The organism is Actinomadura macrotermitis, from assembly GCF_009604375.1.
GTDB classification, from domain to species: domain Bacteria; phylum Actinomycetota; class Actinomycetes; order Streptosporangiales; family Streptosporangiaceae; genus Spirillospora; species Spirillospora macrotermitis.
The window spans coordinates 1,850,436-1,866,422 of record NZ_WEGH01000001.1; the positions used below are offsets into that span (position 1 = coordinate 1,850,436).

General features: G+C 72.4%; 15 protein-coding genes. 8 read left to right on the plus strand and 7 right to left on the minus strand.

The annotated features are described in order from the left end of the window. Positions 1–6: 6 nt before the first annotated feature. Positions 7–1,581, plus strand: a complete 1,575-nt coding sequence (locus ACRB68_RS08485) for a PA domain protein (RefSeq protein WP_153531533.1) — start codon at positions 7–9, stop codon at positions 1,579–1,581. 33 nt (positions 1,582–1,614) lie between these two features. Then, positions 1,615–3,189: an ankyrin repeat domain-containing protein gene (locus ACRB68_RS08490; RefSeq protein ID WP_153531534.1), complete on the plus strand. Its 1,575-nt coding sequence runs from the start codon at positions 1,615–1,617 to the stop codon at positions 3,187–3,189. Here the strand turns inward: ACRB68_RS08490 and ACRB68_RS08495 are convergent. Beyond that, on the minus strand, positions 3,141–4,415 hold the full coding sequence (locus ACRB68_RS08495) for a YibE/F family protein (RefSeq protein ID WP_153531535.1): 1,275 nt from the start codon (positions 4,413–4,415) through the stop codon (positions 3,141–3,143). The genes ACRB68_RS08490 and ACRB68_RS08495 overlap by 49 nt on opposite strands. Positions 4,416–4,532: 117 nt before the next feature. Here ACRB68_RS08495 and ACRB68_RS08500 point away from each other — a divergent pair, with 117 nt between their 5' ends. Next, positions 4,533–5,087 carry a M15 family metallopeptidase gene (locus ACRB68_RS08500; protein ID WP_153531537.1) on the plus strand — a complete coding sequence of 185 codons (555 nt, stop codon included), beginning with the start codon at positions 4,533–4,535 and terminating at the stop codon, positions 5,085–5,087. Positions 5,088–5,159: 72 nt separating this feature from the next. Then, the gene (locus ACRB68_RS08505) at positions 5,160–5,579 is read left to right on the plus strand and encodes a DUF4230 domain-containing protein (protein ID WP_153531538.1); all 420 of its coding nucleotides are present in this window, start codon (positions 5,160–5,162) and stop codon (positions 5,577–5,579) included. Positions 5,580–5,616: 37 nt separating this feature from the next. Here ACRB68_RS08505 and ACRB68_RS08510 read toward each other — a convergent pair whose 3' ends face one another. The 3 genes from ACRB68_RS08510 to ACRB68_RS08520 form a co-directional block, all read right to left on the minus strand. Further along, positions 5,617–6,429, minus strand: a complete 813-nt coding sequence (locus tag ACRB68_RS08510; protein WP_153531539.1) for an LOG family protein — start codon at positions 6,427–6,429, stop codon at positions 5,617–5,619. 108 nt (positions 6,430–6,537) lie between these two features. After that, on the minus strand, positions 6,538–7,593 hold the full coding sequence (dapE, locus tag ACRB68_RS08515; RefSeq protein WP_153531540.1) for a succinyl-diaminopimelate desuccinylase: 1,056 nt from the start codon (positions 7,591–7,593) through the stop codon (positions 6,538–6,540). 49 nt (positions 7,594–7,642) lie between these two features. After that, positions 7,643–8,479 carry a 2,3,4,5-tetrahydropyridine-2,6-dicarboxylate N-succinyltransferase gene (locus tag ACRB68_RS08520; RefSeq protein ID WP_153531542.1) on the minus strand — a complete coding sequence of 279 codons (837 nt, stop codon included), beginning with the start codon at positions 8,477–8,479 and terminating at the stop codon, positions 7,643–7,645. Between the two features lie 44 nt (positions 8,480–8,523). Between ACRB68_RS08520 and ACRB68_RS08525 the strand changes: the two genes are divergently transcribed. Continuing rightward, positions 8,524–9,414 (plus strand): hypothetical protein, encoded by an 891-nt coding sequence (locus tag ACRB68_RS08525; RefSeq protein ID WP_328593931.1) that lies wholly within the window; start codon positions 8,524–8,526, stop codon positions 9,412–9,414. Between the two features lie 70 nt (positions 9,415–9,484). Here the strand turns inward: ACRB68_RS08525 and ACRB68_RS08530 are convergent, their stop codons facing one another. Both ACRB68_RS08530 and ACRB68_RS08535 read right to left on the minus strand, forming a co-directional pair. Further along, positions 9,485–9,856, minus strand: coding sequence for a hypothetical protein (locus tag ACRB68_RS08530; protein WP_153531543.1), 372 nt, complete (start codon positions 9,854–9,856; stop codon positions 9,485–9,487). Between the two features lie 313 nt (positions 9,857–10,169). After that, on the minus strand, positions 10,170–10,892 hold the full coding sequence (locus ACRB68_RS08535; RefSeq protein WP_153531545.1) for a hypothetical protein: 723 nt from the start codon (positions 10,890–10,892) through the stop codon (positions 10,170–10,172). A gap of 307 nt (positions 10,893–11,199) precedes the next feature. Here ACRB68_RS08535 and ACRB68_RS08540 point away from each other — a divergent pair, with 307 nt between their 5' ends. The 3 genes from ACRB68_RS08540 (at position 11,200) to ACRB68_RS08550 (ending at position 12,998) form a co-directional block, all read left to right on the plus strand. Then, positions 11,200–11,463, plus strand: coding sequence for a hypothetical protein (locus ACRB68_RS08540; RefSeq protein WP_153531546.1), 264 nt, complete (start codon positions 11,200–11,202; stop codon positions 11,461–11,463). 134 nt (positions 11,464–11,597) lie between these two features. Beyond that, a complete protein-coding gene (locus ACRB68_RS08545; RefSeq protein ID WP_153531547.1) occupies positions 11,598–11,849 on the plus strand; it encodes a hypothetical protein in 252 nt (83 codons plus the stop codon). A gap of 90 nt (positions 11,850–11,939) precedes the next feature. Further along, positions 11,940–12,998, plus strand: coding sequence for a hypothetical protein (locus ACRB68_RS08550; RefSeq protein WP_153531548.1), 1,059 nt, complete (start codon positions 11,940–11,942; stop codon positions 12,996–12,998). A gap of 72 nt (positions 12,999–13,070) precedes the next feature. Here the strand turns inward: ACRB68_RS08550 and ACRB68_RS08555 are convergent, their stop codons facing one another. Further along, entirely contained in the window at positions 13,071–14,369 is a 1,299-nt protein-coding gene (locus ACRB68_RS08555) for a DUF11 domain-containing protein (RefSeq protein WP_194293212.1), read from the minus strand. Positions 14,370–15,987 lie beyond the last annotated feature (1,618 nt).

The following is a 15,987-nucleotide window of genomic DNA, read 5'->3' on the forward strand; positions in this document are numbered from 1 at the left end:
GACCCGATGCCTGCCCCGCTCACCCGCCGCACCGTCCTGGCCGGCGGAGCCGCCCTGGCCGCCGGGGCCCGGCTCACGCCGCCGGCCGCGGCGTCCGGCCCGGCCTGGCCGGACGCCGTGCTGACCGGCGACGCGACCGTCCGCGTCGACCCGGCCCGGTTCATGCCCTGGGAGCAGATCCACGCCTGGCAGGAGGCCGCCGACGACATCGGCCTGCGCGCCACCGCCACCCGGGCGCACCACGCCTACGTCGACGGTCTGGCCGAGCGCATGGAACGCGTCGGCATCCGCGGCGTCCAGGCCGACCAGGTCCCGCTGGCCCGCTGGGAGCCCTCCGAGTGGGGGCTCGACGTCGTCGGCGGGCCGGACGCGGGTCCCGCCGAGGTCGCCTGGTACGTGCCCTACTCCGGCGGCACCGGCCCCGGCGGCGTCACCGCCGCGCTGTCGGCCGAGCCCCGCAGCGGCACGATCGGCCTGGTCACCGTCAGGCCGCCGCAGATCCCCTACCTGCTGATGGACCTCATCGACTGGGACGCGCCCTGGCAGCCCCGGCACGCCGACGGCTACGACCCCACCGACGTCTACGACCGGCCCTGGTTCGGCGGCATCGCGGCCAAGAACGCCCTGGACGAGCACAAGAAGGCCGGCGCGCTCGGCCTGGTCATCGTCCTGGACCTGCCCCGCGAGGTGGCCCGCGGCCAGTACCTGCCCTACGACGGGATCGTCCACGGCATCCCCGCCGTGATCGTCGACCGCGCCACCGGGGCGCGGCTGGCGAAGGTCGCCGCGGCCGGCGGCCAGGTCCGGCTGCGGCTCCAGGCGGCGGTCCGGCAGGTGACGACGCCGAACCTGTACGGGATCATCCCCGGCGCGTCCGACGAGCTGGTGCTGCTGCACTCGCACACCGACGGCACCAACGGGCTGGAGGAGAACGGCCCCGAGGCCGTCCTGGCGATGGCGCAGTACCTGGCCAGGATCCCCGCGCGGCAGCTGCCGCGCTCGGTCCTGGTCGTGCTGGCCACCGGGCACATGGCCGGGACGATCGGCACCGACACGTTCCTGCGCCGGCACGCCGGCGACCTGGTCGCCCGCACCGCCGCCGCGGTCAGCCTGGAGCACCTGGGCGCCCGCCCCTGGCTGCCCGGCCCCGACGGCGACCACCGCATCGGCCCCGGCTACGAGACGGGCATCTGCTTCGCCTCCCCGCACCCCGCCATGATCGCCGCCGCGCGGCGGGCCCGGCTGCGCTCGCGGACCGGGGACGCCCGGGTCATGCGGCCCTTCATGCCCGACATCCGCGGCGAGTCCCCCAGCGGGTTCTGGTGGCCGGGCGACGGCGAGGGCCTGTGGCGGATCGCCGGGCTGCCCTCGGTCCAGTTCATCAGCGGCCCCGCCTACCTGCTGAACGCCGGGATGCCGGCGATGCGGTTCATCGACACCCACGCCGTGCGCCGCCAGGCCATCGCCTTCACCGACGCCGTCCTCGAACTGGCCCGCACCCCGACGATCGGGCTCCGCAGGCGCCGCCTCGACGATCCCTCGACCGTCCTGGACGTGCTGCGCCGCTTCGGCCTCCCCTAGCGCCGCTATTTTGTCCGGGTGCAGGGGACAGGGATGAACACGGCGGACCTGGACATGTGGGAGCGGGTCCGCCGGTACGCGGTGCCCCGCTCGATGATCGAGCGCGCCGCCGAGCGGCGCGCGGCCGGGGACTGGCGCGGCGCGTGCGAGGCGGCCGGGATCAGGGTGCACCTCCGGCTGGGCCGCATACGGCGGAACCACGGCCGGGAGATCGCGGAGGCGGTGGAGGAGGACCTGCTCCACCTGGTGCCCGACCTCGTGCGCTGGCACCTGCCCCGCCGGCGGACGGCGGGCAGGTACGGCGGGCGCGGCCTGGTCGACCCCTACCATCAGCTCGCCCTGGCGGCGTACCCGCAGGACGGGGCCAGGAAGAGTCTCTGGCTGAGCGCCCCCCGGCCGCCGCGGGAGTCCTGGCGGCTGACCCTCGCCTTCGGCGGCGGGGTCACGAACCGGGACTGGTCGGGCCTGCGCTGCCTGTGGGACGACCGCCGCACCGCCGGCCTGCTCGCCCTCGAAGGCGGCCGCGACCGCGCCCCGTTCTTCGAGCCCGACGGCCGCGTCCGGGACGCGGGCCTGCTGCCCCGCGGCGACCCGGGCCCGGCCGACCCGGCGGCGCGGGCCGAGTGGATCACCCTGCTCCAGGAGCAGGGCCGGCTGGACGAGGCCGCCACCGCCGTGGCCGGCCTGGCCGGCATCCTCGCGGCCGACGTCGCGACCGCGAAGGGCTGGTTCCGCGCGGTCCCCTGGGCGGCGCACAAGCTCGGCCCCGCCCTGGTCCGGCTGCTGGAGGCGGAGCCGTCCGGCCGGCTCAGGCTGGGTTACTCCACGGACCATCACGGCCCCACGGTCTCCCTCGCCGAGGACGGCGGCCTGCGGTTCGCCGAGTACGACCGGCGCACGCCGGAGGTGGCCACCGCCTGGTGGCACGCCTCGCCCGACCTCGCGCTCGTCCGGGCCGGCCGGCTCACCCCCGAGGACCTGCACCCCCTGGTGAGCCGGACCCTGTTCCCCGCGCGGGCCGTGCCCGAAGGCCCGACCGGGCCGCGCCCGCCGCGTCCGCCCGTCCCCGCCAAGATCCGCTGCCGGGGCGAAACGCACGAGGTCTGGTTCGAGAACGGCGAGCTGCGCACTCCCGGCCACACGGCGCAGGAGCGCCAGCGCGAGGACGCGCTGGCGGCCTTCGGCGGCACCGTCACCGGGTGCTTCGCCGTCCCGCGCGTCTGGGACGACGTGCGCAACCCCGTCCCGCGCGAGCTGCAGGAGCAGTGCGAGGAGCTGTTCTCCCGCATGGAGCACGGCGACGCCGAGGGCGTCCTGCGCATGCTGGAACTCGGCCACGACCCGGCCGCCCGCTACGCCCCGCCCCACGTCCCGCACGGTGAGGCCCCGTCCGGGATGTACCCCCGTCGGGCCAATCCCTTCCTGCCCGCTCCGGTCCCCTACCGCCACCTCGCCTTGGCCGACCTGCTCCCCATGCACCTCGCCCTGCACAAGTGGCCGCCGTCCTTCCGGCCGCTGGCCGCGGCCCTGGGCGTCCGGCCGCCCCTGGTCAGGGGGCCTCAGGGCGCGGGGGTGCGCGGCCAGGACGGCGGCGGCAGCTCCGGTTGAGGCGCGGGGCGCCGGGGCTCGCCCGGCTCGGCGTCCTCGTCGCGGCCGCGGCTGCGGGCCAGCGCGGCCAGCGCGGTGGTGATCGGCACCGCGGCGATCAGGCCGAGGGTGCCGACGGCGCTGCGGACGATCTCGGTGGCGACCGCCGGGCCGGTCAGCACCTCCCCGAGCGGCTGCCGGCCGATGCTGAGCAGGAGCAGCAGCGGCAGCGACGCGCCCGCGTACGCCAGGATCACCGTGTTGATCACCGAGGCGATGTGCGCCCGGCCGACCCGGGCCGCGGCCTTGTACAGGCGGCCGAACCCGTAGGCGGGGTTGGCGTTCGCCAGCTCGGTGACGGTGGCGGCCTGGGTGACGGTGACGTCGTCCAGCACGCCGAGCGCGCCGATGATGACGCTGGCCATCAGCAGGCCCTGGCCGTTGATGCCGCGGCTGAGGTCCAGGTTCAGCGACGCCTCGTCGGTGATGCCCGACAGGTGCGTCAGCCTGATCGCCAGCACCGCCAGCACCCCGGTCAGGGTGAGGCTGGCGACCGTCCCGATGACCGCGATCGACGTCGGCAGCGTGAACCCGTGCGTCAGGTACAGCACCGTCAGCATGATCGCCGACGCGCAGACGATCGCGACCGGCAGCGGCGGCTCCCCGGCCAGGATCGCCGGGATCAGGAACTTCAGCAGCAGCGCGAACGTGACCGCCAGCCCGAGCAGCGCGGTCAGCCCGCGCAGCCGCCCGAACGCCACGACCGCCAGCGCGAACGCCGCCGCGACCAGCCACAGCGGGTTCGACCGGTCGTGGTCGGACAGCTGGTAGGGACTGCCGCCCTCGAACGCCTGGTCGGTGTGCAGCATCACCACCTTCTCGCCGGCCTTGAACACCGCCGTGCCCGGCCCGCTCGGCAGCGGGGACGTCACCACCTGCCCGGCCATGCTCCCCGAGGTCAGCCGCACCCGGGCCGTGCCGCAGCGGCGCGGATCCGTGGGCCCGGCCTCGGCGGCACCGGGCACCTCCACCGGCTTGGGGCACGGCTTGAGGTCGACGCCGGCGATCGTGCCGGTCACCTTCGTATAGGGCGCCTGCGTCTCCGGCACGTCGGGCGCGTCCGGCCACAGCCACAGCACCGCCGCCAGCGTGGCCACCGCGACGGGGACGATGACCGCCAGCACCGCGCCCCGCACCCCCCGCGGCGCCCGCCCGCCCGCCGTGCCGTGCGCATGACCTGCACCCATGCCCTGCCTCTCTGCCCGCCTGCCGGTCCACCAGTGTCCCAGCCGCCGGCGGGGCTATCGAAAACGTACACAGAACGCGATACGCCCTCGGAACACCCATTTCGCTGCAGTGGAGGGATGGCACTCCACCGGACCATCGCACTGACCATCGCCGCACTGGGCCTGTCCGCCTGCGCCGCCGCACCGGACGCGGCCGCGCCCTCCCAGGCCGCCGCCGCCGTCCCGCCCCGCCCGCCGGCGCCCGAGGCCGACGGCCGCGTCCACGGGAAGATCACTCCGGCCGACGTCCACCCGGCGATCACGAACCTGGACCCACGCCTGCGCAAGGCCCTCCGCCAGGCAGCCGCCGCAGCCTCCGCGGACGGCGTCGAAATCCACGTGACTTCGGGTTGGCGCAGCGCGGCCTACCAGCGCCGCCTGCTGCAAGAGGCCGCAACGAAATACGGCAGCCTCGAAGAGGCACGGCGCTTCGTGCTCCCCCCGGAGAAGTCAGCGCACGTGAAGGGCCGCGCCGTCGACATCGGCCCGCCCGCCGCCGCCGACTGGCTCGGCCGCCACGGCGCGACCTTCGGCCTCTGCCAGATCTACGCCAACGAGAAATGGCACTTCGAGCGGGCAACGACGCCCGGCGGCCACTGCCCAGAGAAGCTCCCCGACGCCACCGCCGGCTAGACCGGGCCCGCCCGCGACCTCAGGAGCGCACGGGTATGCAGCCGCATCGCAAAGGGCTGAGAGACTCCCCGCATGAAGCGTCTGCTGGTGGCCACGGGCGCGCTCGCCTTGGTGGTGCTCGCCGTCCTCGGGTATCGCGCCATGACGCGTCCGGTGCACGAGTACCAGCCGCCCGGCCGCCTGGTGACCTACACGGTCGGCGGGATCGACCATCGCAGCATCGACGTCGACCGGGACGGCACGGTTCACAACGGCGCGGTGACGTTGCGCCTGCCCCCGCCGGAGCTGGCCGCCCTGCGCCACGACCTGGACCGGATCGGCACCTGGTGCCGCCCACCGGCCGAACCGTCACATCCGGACGAGATGTACTACTCCCTGACCTATCGCGGAAAGCTGGGCAGCTGCCGGTCCGTGCCCGGCGACTGGAAACCGGCGGTGGACCGCCTTGACCGGCTGATGCGCCGGTCCGCCGAGATCAAGCCGCGCTCCTGAGGCCGGGTCCGGAACGTTCCGGACCCGGCCTCGGGGGTCAGGAGCCGTCCGAGCCGGCGGCGCGGGCGGTGGCGTCGACGGCCTGCTGCTCCTCGGCCAGGCGGCGCGCCGCCTCCTCGTGGGCCTCGACGACCACGCGGACGGCCTCGTCGGGGTCGTCGGTGAGGTGGAACAGGTCCAGGTCCTCCGGGGAGATCTTGCCCGAGGTCAGCATCTGGTCCTTGACCCAGTCGACCAGGCCGCCCCAGAACTGCGTGCCGACCAGCACGATCGGGAAGCGGGTGATCTTCTTGGTCTGGACGAGGGTGATCGCCTCGAACAGCTCGTCCAGCGTGCCGAAGCCGCCCGGCAGCACGATGAACGCCTGCGAGTACTTCACGAACATCGTCTTGCGGACGAAGAAGTAGCGGAACTCAAGTCCGATATCGAGGAAGTCGTTCAGCTTCTGCTCGAACGGCAGCTCGATGCCGAGGCCGACCGACAGGCCGCCCGCCTCGTCGGCGCCCTTGTTGGCCGCCTCCATGATCCCCGGGCCGCCGCCGGTGATGACCGCGTAGCCCGCCTCGTGCAGCCTGGCGCCGATCTCCACGGCCAGCTTGTACTCGGCCGAGTCGGGCTTGGTGCGGGCGCTGCCGAACACGCTGACCGCCCGCGGCAGCTCCGCCAGCAGGCCGAAGCCCTCCACGAACTCGGCCTGGATGCGCAGCACCCGCCACGGATCGGCGTGCACCCAGTCCGCGGGGCCCCGGTCGTCCAGCAGCCGCTGGTCCGTCGTGGTCTGGGGCAGGGCGCGGCCGCGCAGCGTCGCGGGGCCCTGGCGGTGCGTCCGGGTGTCCTGATCGTCTGTCATCCCCTCACCGTAGCCCGGCGGCAGGGTACCGATCGGCTGATTTCGGCCAAGGCCGGAGACGTGTCACCAGGTGTTCAGCGGGGTCGATCGTCCCCGCTACGGCGCGCGTCAGGAGAGCCAGGCGAGCATGCGGCGTTCGCAGTCGGTGATCAGGGGGGTCTCGACGTACTCGTCCTTGGTGTGGGCCAGGGTCGGCTCGCCCGGGCCGTAGTTGACCGCCGGGACGCCGAGGACCGCGAAGCGCGCCACGTCGGTCCAGCCGAGCTTGGCGCGCACCTGCGCGCCGGTGGCGGCGACGAACGCGGCGGCGGCCGGGTGGTCCAGGCCCGGGCGGGCGGCCGGGGCGCTGTCGATGACGGTGACCGCGTGGCCGGGGAACAGCGAGCGCAGGTACGCCTCGGCCTCGGCCTCGGACTTGTCGGGCGCGAACCGGTAGTTGATCGTCACGACGCACTCGTCGGGGATGACGTTGCCCGCGACGCCGCCGCGGATGAACACCGCGTTGAGGCCCTCGTGGTACTCCAGGCCGTCCACGACGGGCTTGGACGGCTCGTAGGAGCGCAGGACGTCCAGGATGTCGCCGGCCGAGTGGATGGCGTTGGAGCCCATCCACGCGCGCGCGCTGTGCGCCCGCGCACCCGTGGCGGTGACCTCGATCCGCATGGTGCCCTGGCAGCCGCCCTCGATCAGCGCGCCGGTCGGCTCCATCAGTACCGCGAAGTCGCCCTCCAGCAGTTCGGGGCGGGTCTCGGCCAGGCGCTTCAGGCCGTTGCGCTCGGCCTCGACCTCTTCGCAGTCGTAGAAGACATAGGTGACGTCGCGGCTCGGCGCGGCCAGCTCGGCCGCCAGCCGCAGCTGCACCGCGACGCCGCTCTTCATGTCGGACGTGCCGCACCCGTAGAGGCGGTCGCCCTCGGCGTGGGAGGGCAGGTTGCCGTTCAGCGGGACGGTGTCCAGGTGCCCGGCGAGGATGACGCGCTCGGGCCGGCCGAGGTCGGTGCGGGCCACGATCGAGTGCCCCTCCCGGACGACCGTCAGGTGCGGCAGCGCGCGCAGCGCCTCCTCGACGGCGTCGGCGAGGGCCTGCTCGTCGCCGCTCACCGACTCGATGTCGACGATCGCCGCCGTCAGGGCCACCACGTCCGAGGAAAGGTCGAGTCGCATGCCGCAAACCCTAACGCGGGGCCCGCGCGCGGGCGGGCCCCGGCGGGCGTCAGGTGTTGATGCCGTGGTCGCGCAGGATGTCGTTCAGCTCGGCCTTGTTGTGCCGCTGGCCCTCTTCCAGGCGCTTGAGGATCAGCACCGCCGGCATGCCGAACGAGCCGCCCTTGAACTCCTTGATCCGGGTGCCGCCGACCGCGACGCACCAGTCGGGGATGCGGCCCCGGCTGATCTCCTCGCCGGTCTCCACGTCGATGACCGGCATGGACGCCGACAGGTTGGTGCCCGAGCCGACCACCGCGCCCTTGCCGACCCGCGCGCCCTCGACGATCATCGAGCGGCTGCCGATCATGGCCTCGTCCTCGACGATCACCGGGACGGCGTTCGGCGGCTCCAGCACGCCGCCGATGCCGACGCCGCCCGACAGGTGCACGTTCTTGCCGATCTGCGCGCACGAGCCGACGGTCGCCCAGGTGTCGACCATCGTGCCGGAATCGACATAGGCGCCGATGTTGGTGAACGAGGGCATCAGCACCACGCCGGGCGCCAGGTAGGAGCCCCAGCGGGCGATGGCGCCGGGCACGACGCGCACGCCGTCCAGCCGGCTCTTCAGCGGGATGCGGTCGTGGTACTGGAAGTCGCCGACCTGCGAGCGCACCATCCCGAGCACCTTGAAGCTCATCAGGATGGCGCGCTTGGCGCGCTCGTCCACGATGACCCGGTCGGTCGCCGGGTCGATGAGGGCGACGCGGGCCTGGCCCGCGTCGATCTGGTCGACGGCGGCGACGATCGCGGCGCGCGCGTCGGTGTCGTCGGGCGTGAGGTCGGCCCGCCGCTCCCACAGCTCGTCGATGACGCCGGAGATCGGGCTGGTGAACGTTTCGGTCATGGCCCTTGAGCTTACTGGTGGCCGTCTGCCGGTACGGTCATCGCGTGGCTGCATGGGCGGAACCGGACGAGGATCCGGCGGAGGGGACCAGGGAGGGCGGGCGCCGCCGGTGGCGCTGGCCCGCCGTCGCGCTGGTCATCGTGCTCGCGCTCGGCGCGGGCGGCTACGCGCTGTTCCAGAAGGTGCGGCCCTACCTGCACGGATCGGGCTGCGAGGTGCGCGCCGCCCGCGACAAGATGCCGCTGGACCTGGAGCAGGGCGCCAACGCCGCGACGATCGCCGCGGTCGCCTTCCGCAAGCAGCTCCCCGAGCGCGCCGCGGTGATCGCCTACGCGACCGCGATCCAGGAGTCGCACATCCGCAACCTGCCCGGCGGCGACCGCGACTCGGTCGGCATGTTCCAGCAGCGCCCCTCGCAGGGCTGGGGCACCCCCGACAAGCTGCGCGACCCCGTCCAGTCCACCAGCAAGTTCTTCGACGCGCTGGTCAAGGTCAAGGACTACCTGGACCGCGACCTGCACGACGCCGCGCAGCGGGTGCAGCGCAGCGCCGACGGCCGCGCCTACGCCCAGCACGAGTCCGACGGCCGGCTGCTCGCCCGCGGCTTCACCGGCCGCGACCCGGCGGCGGTGCGCTGCTGGTACCCGCCGGACAAGAAGACCGCGCCGCGCCGCGCCGAGGCGATCCGCGAGCTGCGCCGGGCGTTCGGCAGCCGGCTGCGGGTGGACCCGCCGCAGGGCCAGGCGGCGTCCGAGAGCGTCCGGGTGACGTCGGGCCGCGCGGGCTGGGCGGTGGCGTCCTGGGCCGTCACGCACGCCCAGGTCTACGGGCTCGCCGAGGTCCGCTACGGCGGGCGCCGCTGGAACGCCGACGAGGGCCACGACGGCTGGGCCAAGGACTCCGGGGCCCCTGCCGACCGCGTCATCATCCGCTGAGCGCGCCTGCCGGGAACAGCTGTGGGGACATCACCGGTGTGACGTCCCCACGTGGTGCGCGCCGGTTCCGCTAGCAGGCGTCCGTCGCCGGCGTGACGGCCCGGCAGGCGCCGTGGTGGTGGTGATGGTGCTTGTGCCTCTTGCGCTTCGGGCAGTCGCCCTGGGACTTGACGCTCCCGTCGAGCCCGTCGATGTAGTCACGGCGGCCGTGCTTCCAGCGCGCGGGGTTGTTGCGGTGCGCCAGGTGGCCGCGGAAGTCCGCGGAGTGGCGGTCGACCACGATGAAGACGTAGGGGTGCCTGTCGCTGGCCGTCCGGTGACAGACGCCGATCTTCTCCTTCACCTGCGGCTTCACGTCGGCGGACGCGGCCGGCGCGGCCAGGAGCCCGAACGCGAGCACTCCGGCCCCGCAGGCCTTCAGCACGCCGTTGACAACGTTCACATGCCCTCCTGAAATGCGAAGAGTGATGATCACATCACTCATGGTCATTTCCCCGTGGAGGTGGTGCCGACACGCGTTCGCCGCGGCCGTCGATCACCGGGGCCGCGGCCGGCCGCGCTGCAGGCGCCGGCCCGACCGGTACCAGTGCCAGCGCGCCAGCGCCGTCCAGCCCCACATGGCGGCACGCCTCCGCATGATCCGGCTCCGCTCTTTCATCCGCCCACCGTAGGACCCCCGCGCACCGCCGCGCGGCAGGTGGCGACATCTGCCCGGCGGCGGGCGGACGGCGTGGGCTTTGAACGGCGGGCGCCGCCTACGGGGCCGACGTCACCGTCCCGGCGGCGCCCGTCCGCTTGTTGGAGTAGGGCCTGGTCTGGCAGGCGTCGTGGCGCGGCGCGGCCTCCGTCCCGAAGACGTCGTACCCGGCGAAGGACGCCGGGTCGGCGTAGCCGGTGGGACAGGCGAGCCTGGCGCCGCCGATGGTCAGGAGCGTGCCCTTGCCCGGGATGAGGTGCTGGACGGCGATCACCTCGGGCGCGAACAGCGCCGCGCCCTCGGGCGCGGCCTTCCCGGCCTGGCCTTCCTGGCCCTCGGGGCGGCCCGTGACGGCGAGCGACGCCCCCTCCCCCATGATCATTGTTGACTTGTCCGGCGGCCCGGCCAGCCGGAGGTTCTCCAGCTCCAGCTGCACCTTCGGGCCGACCTCCATGAGCGCCTTGATCTCCTCCTTGCCGGCCCAGGAGATGGTCGAGTTGTGCCCGTGCACGGTGGTGTTCTTGGTGATCTTGGGCAGGGCGGTGTTCTCGCCGGCCTTGGTGGTGAACCGGTAGTCGCAGGCCTTGCCCAGGTGCATCTCCCCGCCCTCGCCGAGGGCGCGGGCGAGGTCGGCGACGTCCCCCTTGCCGCCGGTGCACTTCACCGTGGGGACCTCGGCGAGGGCGGCGGCCGAGACGGCCGGGACGGCGGCGCCCGACAGGCACGCGACCAGCGCGGCCCGGGCGAACACGCCGGAAATAGAGGAATTGATGATGATCATGTCGACTCCCGAGTGACGACGTATCTGGCGGCCCCGAGGTTAAGCATCATGATCACTGAAAACGGCCTTTCCAGCCCTTTCCTTTCCCGTGCTGGAGCGCAACGTGCACCCCGTGCCCTCTTTTTTCCAGCCATGCCCACGGCACCTTAAATTCACTATTACCTAGGGGGCGTGTTAGCCGTCGTCGCCCGGGTATCTTGCTCCAGTAAGTTCGCGACGGGCCTGCAAGAGCAGGCGCACGGGCACCGAGCGCATGCCGGTAATGCGCAAAGTCGCCGTACGTATCCAGGAAAGGAAAAACACGCAGATGAACATGCTGCAGCGCGCCACCGTTCTCGGCTTCTCCATGGGCGCCCTCGCCATCGCGGCCCCGGCCGCCATGGCCGACACCCACCACGAGCAGCACAAGAGCATCTCCAGCCCCTGGGGCGCGGCCAAGGCCGACCTGATCGCGCACACCAAGGACGGCAAGGACGGCAAGCACGGCGACGGTGTGTTCTACGGCAAGTTCTTCAAGGCCGCCGGTCCGAAGGGCGCCGTGTCCGCCAGCCTGATCAGCGCGGCCGACTAGCGGCAGGCAGCTCCAGAAAGGCGATGGTCCCACCCGTCTTTCGCGAGCGGGACCATCGCTCTTCCGTGCCCCTGGGCCGGCGCCGGTGCGCCGGCCCAGGGGCACGACCCGCCCGTAACCCCAGGGGAGAGAAAATGAGCAACCTGCTGCGCCGTTCCGCCGTCACCGCCGCTGTCGGCATCGGATTCCTGGGCCTGGCTCCCGCCATGGCCCACGCCGACACCTCCTACCGCCACGTGTGGTCCTCTTCCGGCCCGGACGGGGCCAAGCTGCACATCCGCGTCGCCGGTACCGACGACCGCGGGCACGTGTACTACAAGGACCTCTACTACACGGCCGGCCCGAACGGGGCGACCGTGCGCAAGACCGTCACCGAGGCGAGTTAACGCCATTCCACAAAAGCACGAAAGGCGATGCGGGCGTCCCGGGGAAACGGACGCCCGCATAGCCGTGCATTCACCTTGACAGGGGACACCGTGTCCAAGCATCCAGGGATTACCGCCGGGCGGTTCCGGCACCGGGCCGCACCCGCGGCCGTCGTCGCCGGCCTGATCCTGGCCGCCGCCGCGGCACCCGAGGCGGCGGCCGCCGCCTCCCGGGCGCCCTGGTGCGGGACCGGCCCCGTCCTGCAGGCGGACGCGATGCCGCGGCGGGTCACCCCCGCGCAGTGCCGGCTGGCCGGGCGGACGCTGCGCTCGGCCGCCGGGGCCTCGGCCGTGGCGCCGACCGACGGCACCACGGTCACCGCGCACCTGCTGCGCCCCGACGGCGCCGCCGAACTGCGGATCTCCCCCGATCCCGAGACCGGCGGCTACACCGTCAGCCACGACTTCGCCGGCCTCACCCCGCCCACCGGCGACCGGGCCGCCCCCCTCGATCCCTGCACCGACACCGAGCACAAGGTCTCCCCCACCGCCTGGCCGAAGGGCGCGACGATCAAGTGGCGCTACTACGCCGGCACCGCCAAGAACGGCGGCCTCGGGCTGCGGCACCCCTTCCGCGCGATCAGCCGGGGCATCGTCAACGCCGTGAACGCCCACACCGACTGCAACCAGCCCGACGGCCTCGGCCCGAAGCCGAACATCTTCGAGCACTTCGACGGCGACACCGACAAGGCCCCCAACATCGGGGACGAGGGGACGTGCCGGCAGCGCGACTCGGTCAACTCGTTCGGCTGGAAGCGCGCCGCGGGCCTGCAGACGTTCATCCTCGGCATGACCTGCACCTGGGAGATCGACCACCGCACGGTCGAGGGCGACACCGCCCTGCCCGACCAGCCGGGCATGTGGTGGGAGCCGGGCGACGACCGGCGCGGCGCCCGCGCGCCCCTGCCGGGCTGCCCGCCGAACCACTACATCCCGTCGGCGGTCGCCACGCACGAGGCCCTGCACGTGCTCGGCCTCGAGCACGTCGAGGGCGCCCGCCACGCCGCGCTGACGATGACCCCGGCCCTCGCCTCCTGCGACGACGGCGCCGCCACGCTCGGCAAGGGCGACTACGACGGCCTCATCGAGCTGTACGGCCCGCGCCCGTAACGCGGGACCACCTCGGAAAAGCAGAAGACCTCTCGCCGGTGGACTCCGGCGAGAGGTCTTCTGCTTCGTGGGTCAGCGCCGCACGCGGAGCGCGTTGCGCCGGAAGGCGAGGAACACCATCGCCGCGCCCAGCGCGATCGTGGCGAGGCTCAGCCCGACCATCCAGAGGACGGGACCGCCGGTCCGCGGCAGCCACCCGCCGTGCTGCGCCTTGGCGCAGTCGCGGCCGGACTTCATGCCCTGGCCGCCCTGGCCCGGAGCGCAGCAGTGGCCCTGGCTCTGGCCCGCGCTGCTGCTGCCCGCCGGGGCGCAGCACTTGTGCTGGCCCTGGCCGTTGTCACCGGGAGCGCAGCAGTGCGCCTGCCCCTGGCCCTGACCGTTGTAGCCGGGAGCGCAGCACTTGTTCTGCCCCTGGCCGTTGCTCCCCGGTGCACAGCAGTGCGCCTGGCCCTGACCATTGCTGCCCGGTGCACAGCAGTGCGCCTGGCCCTGACCATTGCTGCCCGGTGCACAGCAGTGCGCCTGGCCCTGGCCGTTGCCGCCCGGAGCGCAGCAGTGCGCCTGGCCGTTACCACTGCGGCCCGGGGCGCAGCACTTGTTCTGGCCCTGGCCCGTCGAGCCCGCCGTACCCGCGCAGTTGTCGTGGCGCGACGGCGTCGACTCGCTGTAGTGGTTCTTCGGCTCCTTGGGCTTGGCCTGGGTGTGGTGCTGCTTGGAGTGCAGCGGCTTGTGCTCGCACTCCTGCCCCTTCTTGCCCTGCTCGTCCTTGTCCTGCCCGGACGGGACGTAGCTGTGGCCGTCCTTCTCCTGCGGGCAGGAGTACCCCGGCCGGCCGGGGGTCTTCACCGTGTTGTGCGCTTCCTTCGGCTTCGGCTTCGGCGGAGGCGGCGGCTTGAGCACCTCGATCGCGGCCGACGCGGACGCGGTGTGGCCGGCATAGCTCAGCCGGGCCTTGTTGGTCAGCTTGCGCTGCGGCTTGGTGTCCGCCTTGACCTTCGCGGTGAGGTGCAGGGTGATCGACTTGCGGTACGCCACGGACCGCCAGTGGCAGGACACCTGGGCGGCCGACTTCGCGCAGCCGCGCGGCGCCGTGACGACCTCCAGCCCCGCGGGCAGCCGGTCCGTCAGCCGCACGTTGAACGCGGGGACCATCCCGACGTTGCGGACGGTGAGCGTGTAGCCGACCTTCTCGTTCGGCCGCACCTTCGCCTTGGACGCGTGCTTGGTCAGGGTCAGGCGCGGCGGCGTCGGCGGCCCGTCCGCCGGGACTGCGGCCCATGCGGGGACGCCGCCGAAGGTGAACACCGCGACCCCGGCCAGGGCGGCGGCACTTCGCCGGGCGGCTCTGCGCGCCGGGTCTTTGAAGAACATGATTGATCCCATCGGGTAACGCAGGAACTGACTGAAGGACACTTGACAGGCCGGGCGCTGAATCCAGCGACTACGCGGAACCTCCCACCACCTCGGCACCATCGATCCGGCCCCCAGCAGGGCCGGCCGCCCGCAACCGGACAGCTATTCAAAGCGTTATCGGGACACGTCTTTCACCACGAAAAGGACTCGGCGGGCCGGCGGCGCGCACGGGCCCGCGTTCGGCCGTGCGAACACATCCGCATGCCATTCGCAGGCAAAGCACGCCAAAAGAACCTTCGCCGTGATTGCGCACTCGGCGATGGCCGCGCAGATCCTTCTCCTTCACCCCGCGCGTTCTCCCTCCCCTTCTCACAAAAGCCTTCACTCCGCACTCGCCGACCAAGCTAAGGCACGCCGACACGCCGGTTCCGGCGGGACACCGGGCACCGGATGCTTGTTTTAACCCCCGCGCATGATCCCTGGACGGCCGGGACCCCAATGAAGATCAACTTGGACCGTTCACAGTGCGAACGCTGAAGAACGCGCGAAAAGGGACGACGCCTGGCACGCGCCGTCCCTTTTTCCCGTTTTAACTTGTTCACCCGCCGTGTGCACCGGGCGGGGAGCCCCTCCTCGGTTGAGACTCCGGACCCGGCCACCCCACACGGCCGGCTTTCAGTTTTCAGCCTCCCGCACGCACCGGACGAGAAGCCCCTCCTCGGTTGGAGCCCCCGACCCGGCCACCCCGCACAGCCGGCTTTCGTGCCTTGTTCTGTTCTTCGCTTGTCGTCCCGCTTCTTCGGTTGTGCCGTACTTATTCGGTTGTCGTCCCGCCGTGCGTGCCGGTCCGCGAGCCCCAACTCGGATAAGGCCCCGCCCCTGCCGCACCACACGGCCGAACTCTTCGGTCGTGCCATGCTTATTCTGTTGTGCCCTGCTTATTCGGTTGTGTGTACTTCTTCAATTTTCGTCCCGCCGTGCGTGCCGGTCCGCGGGCCCCAACTCGGATAGGGCCCCCGACCCGCCGCATCACACGGCCGGTCTCCAGTTGTCGTACTGCTGTTGTTCGTGCTGCCGTGCGCGCCGTACCAGAAGCCACTTCTCGGTTGAAGCCCCCAGAACCGCCGCGCCACACAGCCGAACTCTTCGGACGTACCGTGCTTATTCTGTTGTGCCGTGCTTATTCGGTTATGCATGCTTATTCGGTTGTCGTCCCGCCGTGAGCACTGGACCGCGAGCCTCAACTCGGATAAGGCCCCCGACCCCGCCGCACCACACGGCCGGTCTTCAGTTGTTCTTGTTGTCGTGCGCGCCGTACCAGAAGCCACTTCTTGGTCGAGGCCCCCAGAACCACCGCGCCACACGGCCGATCTCTCCGGTCGTGCCATGCTTATTCTGTTGTGTCCTGCTTATTCCGTTGTGTATACTCTTCGGTTTTCCTCTCGCCGTGGATGCCGGCCCGCGAGCCCCAACTCGGATAAGGCTCCCGATCCCGCTGCATCGCACGGCCGGTCTCTTCTGTTATGCGCGCTTCTTCGGTTGTCGTCCCGCCGTGGGCGCCGGTCCGCGAGCCCCAACTCGGATAGGGCCCCCGACCCGCCGCGTCCCACGGCCGGTCTTCAGTTGTCGTACTGCT